Annotated in this window: 4 protein-coding genes and 1 pseudogene; 1 reads left to right on the forward strand and 4 read right to left on the reverse strand. The window is 28.7% G+C overall.

Features of this window, described 5'->3' with window-relative positions:
• Nucleotides 1-554 (reverse strand): annotated as a pseudogene (locus Q0C58_RS03875) (blaR1 peptidase M56 family protein); the annotation flags it as partial.
• Nucleotides 555-558: 4 nt separating this feature from the next.
• On the reverse strand, nucleotides 559-924 hold the full coding sequence (locus Q0C58_RS03880; protein ID WP_290697779.1) for a BlaI/MecI/CopY family transcriptional regulator: 366 nt from the start codon (nucleotides 922-924) through the stop codon (nucleotides 559-561).
• 231 nt (nucleotides 925-1,155) lie between these two features.
• Here Q0C58_RS03880 and Q0C58_RS03885 point away from each other — a divergent pair, with 231 nt between their 5' ends.
• Nucleotides 1,156-1,653 carry a DUF456 domain-containing protein gene (locus Q0C58_RS03885; protein WP_290697782.1) on the forward strand — a complete coding sequence of 166 codons (498 nt, stop codon included), beginning with the start codon at nucleotides 1,156-1,158 and terminating at the stop codon, nucleotides 1,651-1,653.
• 265 nt (nucleotides 1,654-1,918) lie between these two features.
• Here the strand turns inward: Q0C58_RS03885 and Q0C58_RS03890 are convergent, their stop codons facing one another.
• Together Q0C58_RS03890 and Q0C58_RS03895 are read right to left on the reverse strand one after the other, a co-directional pair.
• Nucleotides 1,919-2,599: a response regulator transcription factor gene (locus tag Q0C58_RS03890; protein WP_290697785.1), complete on the reverse strand. Its 681-nt coding sequence runs from the start codon at nucleotides 2,597-2,599 to the stop codon at nucleotides 1,919-1,921.
• Between the two features lie 18 nt (nucleotides 2,600-2,617).
• Nucleotides 2,618-4,638 (reverse strand): sensor histidine kinase (locus Q0C58_RS03895; protein WP_290697789.1); only part of this gene is annotated, 2,021 nt, incomplete at its 5' end.

The raw sequence follows: 4,638 nt of genomic DNA on the forward strand, positions 1-4,638 counted from the left end.
AAAAACAGTAAATCTAAACTGTGTTTCTCTTTTACATGCTGTAACTCGTGCGCTAAAATGGTTTGCCTTTCTTCGGTTTTAATATCGTTTCCAAGAAATATATAATTGAAAAATGAAAACGCATGTTTACTGTTTTCTAATGCTATTAAAAAGGCGTTTTCAAATTTAGTTTTTGGGTTTTTATATGCCATTGATACTAACCGATAAAACTTTACAACAAATAAAAATAGTGCAATTGCAGAGCCTAAATACAATAAGTATTCCCAACTAAAAGTAATACTAGAAGTATTAATATTATCTATTACAGCTTCTTCTACTGTTATGTTATTGTTTGCTTTACCAATAATAATTTCTGGTAAAACGTAAATATATTCTTTAGGGATTACTGTTTTAAAGCTATCAATTTTAATAAATGGTAACACAATAGACAATAATGCTGAGGCTAATAAGTAAAACCGGTTCCAATTAAAGAAGGTTTCTTTTTTTAAAAACACATCGTAAATTAATAAAAATAGCAACTGAAAAATAACCGTTTGTAAGATATAGTGAAGCATAATTTTATTTTTTAGTGTCTTTATCTATTTCTTTTAAAACAGATTCTAACTCATTTAAACTGATGTCGTTTTTTTTCATAAAAAATGAAACCATACTATTAAAAGAGCCTTGAAAATAATTATCTACAAGTTTGTTAATAGACTGGTTGCTATACTCATGTTTCTCTAACAATGGAAAATAAATATGTCCTTTACCTTTCTTTTCATAATCTACAAAACCTTTGTTTTCTAAAATTCTAACAATTGTAGATACCGTATTATAAGCAGGCTTAGGTTCTGGGAACTCTTCAATTATTTGCTTTACATTGGCTTTTTTTAATTGCCATAGTACTTGCATGATGTCTTCTTCGGCTTTAGTAAGTTGTTTCATGTGTGTCTATTATTTGTGTTTGGGTCTCTTGCTGTTCGTTTTCAATCATTTTTTAAATGATTAAATTTTTAACATGCTCGTTTAATCTTAATTAATGTATTTTTAAGTTAGAATTTAAAACTTTAAACTAAAAGATTAGTTCAAATATAACTATTTATTTAGTTTAAACTAATTTTTTAGTTATAAATGTAACTTTAATTTGTTTTAAGCGTCTTATAAATAAACACTTTCATGGATATATTTTTAACCATTCTTGGTTTACTTTTTATGATTATTGGTCTTATTGGTAGTTTTCTACCAGTATTACCTGGACCTCCTTTAAGTTGGGTTGGACTGCTATTGCTTTATTTAACAGATGCTATACCAAACAACTGGCTGTTTTTAGGCACTACGCTTGCTATTGCTTTACTTGTTTTTGCTTTAGATTATATTATTCCTGCAATGGGAGCAAAAAAGTTTGGTGGTACAAGAGCAGGAATGGTTGGTACTACTATTGGGCTAATTGTTGGTATTCTTGCTCCAATTCCTGGAGGTATAATTATAGGTCCTTTTGTTGGAGCATTAATAGGTGAGCTATCTAACAAAGCAGATTCTAAGACAGCGCTTAAAGCTGCCTTTGGATCTTTTATTGGGTTTATTACTGGAACTTTTATAAAATTTATTGTGGCAATAATATACTTTGGCTTATTTATAAAAATTGTTTGGGATTATAAAAGCATACTTTTTTAACAAAAAAAAACCTTGTAATTCCTAAGATGAAAATACAAGGTTTGTGTAAATGTGCTATTACCAACTAAATCCTAAATAAATTGAATTTAGCTACTATGATTGTTGATAGGACAAATCTAAATAATATATAATTATACAATTACGGCTTTTACCGTAATGAAAAACCTCAAAACTCTTAAAACACCAATAAAAACAATACTTTTCCTCGTTTTAAAATAATCGTGCTTTTGAGTAATTTTAACATTTGAGCTAAAAACACTAGAAATTAATTAATAAAACCATAGCCTCTAGCCTTTTCAATAAGTGTTTTTTCGTCACCTTCTTCAACTTTAAATATTTCTTTTAATTGTTTCTTTTTCTTTTCTATACTGCTTAAAGAAAGTGCCATTTGATTAGCAATATCCTTATTTTTAACGCCTTTAGAAATAAGGTAAAGAATATGATGATTGGTCTCATCTACTACTAGGTTACTAAAACTAGTTTTTCTAATGGTATGGTTTACAGTACCACTATAAAATGGTGGATTATTTAAAACTGCTTGAAAAGCACTAGCCAATTCTCTGGACGTTAAATCGCTTTTAATTAAAAATCCCTCTGGATTAATATTATTTATAATGCTATGAATACGATAAGATTCATCAAACATAGTAAGCATTACTATTTTAGAACTAGGCGATTTTTCTCTCACATACATTGCCAAATCTTCTCCAGATTTGAATGCTCCATCTAAGGATGGAGGCATACTTATGTCGAAAAAATAAACATTATAAAACTCTCCAAGCGCAATAGATTTTTTAATTAAGCCTAAAGATTCGTCGCAGTTAGTTGCAAAATCTATAGAGAGAGCTTGTTCTCTAGTTTTTGTGGCTAGTAAAGTATTTCGATAACCTTCAATAATCATTGGGTGATCGTCTGTCATTAATATTTTAATAGTTTCTTTTGCCATTGTAAAGTGGTTTCTGTGTTAGATTGGGATTTCTATTTTTATGGTTGTTCCTTCATTAATTTTAGTCTCTATTTTCTGTTTACCTCCAATGGAATTTACTCTTGTTTTAATATTTTTTAGGCCTATACCTTCTTTTTGTTTATTCTTATCATACCCAATCCCATCATCCATTATGCATAAAGATATTAAATTATCTTCTTGTTCCAACATTACCTCAACAAGTTCTGCTTTAGCATGTTTATAAATATTTTGAAGCGATTCTTGTACAATTCTATAAATATGAATCTTAGTTTTATTGGTTAGGTTGTCCCATTTAATTTCTTGATCGAGTTTGGTTTTATAGTCTAACTCGTAGGCACTACATTGTTTTTCTACCAATGAATTAATTAAATCTGTAAAACTAGTATTGGATATAAAATCTGTATTTAAATCGTGAGATACCTTCCTTATATCTTTTTCAATCTCCATAAGGTCCTTTATATAAGTTTCTCTACTAGAAATAGCCTCTTCGGTATTAACCATATTAAGACTATCTAAACTCAATCTAGTACCAAATAACCTACCTAAAATTCCATCGTGTATTTCTTGAGAAATACGCTTTTTTTCTAAGGACCTAGCTTCGTCCATTTTATCTTGCTGAGATAACATAAGATTATAAATCTCTTCGTTTGCTTTTTGTTGTTGCTGTACTAATTGGAGTTCTTTGTTTTTTTCACGTTGCGTCTTGATAATATATAAAAGCAGCATTGAAAATAAAAGTCCTATTGTAATAATAACCAACCAAATATTTTGTTTAGAAATAGCTTCCTTTTCTTGTTTAATAACATCTGTTTCGTAATCTATTCTTGCAAATTTATTTCTTATGGAGCGTTCTGCATTTATTAAGCTATCGTTTAACTTTACGTATTCGTTTATAAACAGGTTTGAAGAATCTTTATTAAATGAAGCTTTTAAAACTAAACTTTCTAACAAAATATCATTCTTGTTTGTTGCTTTTGATATTGTATAAGATTTACCTAGATATTTACTTGCCGAATCTATTTTATTGACAGCCTTAAAATACTTACCCAAATACAAATAAGTATGAAGTTCTATAGTATTGTTCTGAATCGCTTTAGAGATTTTTATTGCCTCTCTAAAAGGAAACTCTACTTCGACTTTAGATCTATTACCAGTTAAGAATTTAGTATGTGCTATATTAGAAATAGCACTTGCGTATGATGCAGAGTCGTAAGTGATAAGGTTTTTATTCTCTAAAATCTCTTCATATTTTTTAATAGCAGTTTTATAATCACCTTTTTCTCTATACGTTGAAGCTATATTACTAATGGTAGAGATTTTAAAATAATAACCATCTACCATATTCTTGGTATAATTTTTTGCGAGGTCATTATATTCTAGAGACTTATCGTAAAGTTTTAGCTCGCGAGACACTATACCTATTAAGTTATTAATTAGCCATAGAGTAAGCAAGTTGTCTTCGATTTCTGGAAGTGCTTCAATTAACTTTTTTGCTTCGATGGCATTAATTTCACTACCAACATAATCTCGTTCTTTATTCTGAATATTAGCCATGTTTAATAAGACTTCACCAGAATTACGATCGTCTTTAATCGCTTTATAGATCTTTACCGCATTAAAATAGTAAGAATATGCTAGGTCTCGTCGTGCATCGTACTCATCGTAAGCAAAACCTAAAATATGGTAAGCATTTGCTATAGCCGAAGAATCTTTTATTTTTATAGCTAGTTTTAAATTTTCAAAATTTATTCGCTTTAAATCTTCAGACTGCTCACTTAAAAGGTATAAGTAGGATAGGTTTTTTTTGCTTTTTAATACTGTTGTGTCAATATCTAGTTGGCTTGAAAATTCTACCGCCTTTTTAGCATATTCTATTCTTGTATTATAATCTAAATTATTATCATTAGAGCGTTTACGTAGCTTATATATAGAATCTAAAACATTAGTATCTTTTCCACTTTGAGAGTGCAAAGAAGTAACAAATAAAAAAGTTAAAATAAAATATTTAAACAAAGAAT

The organism is Lacinutrix sp., assembly GCF_023299985.1.
In the GTDB taxonomy this organism is placed as follows: Bacteria; Bacteroidota; Bacteroidia; order Flavobacteriales; family Flavobacteriaceae; genus Lacinutrix.

Excerpts from the sequence above, each read along its gene's own strand:
- Q0C58_RS03880 (WP_290697779.1), bottom strand. The coding sequence starts at position 924 with ATGAAACAACTTACTAAAGCCGAAGAAGACATCATGCAAGTACTATGG.
- Q0C58_RS03885 (WP_290697782.1), top strand. The coding sequence starts at position 1,156 with ATGGATATATTTTTAACCATTCTTGGTTTACTTTTTATGATTATTGGT.
- Q0C58_RS03890 (WP_290697785.1), bottom strand. The coding sequence starts at position 2,599 with ATGGCAAAAGAAACTATTAAAATATTAATGACAGACGATCACCCAATG.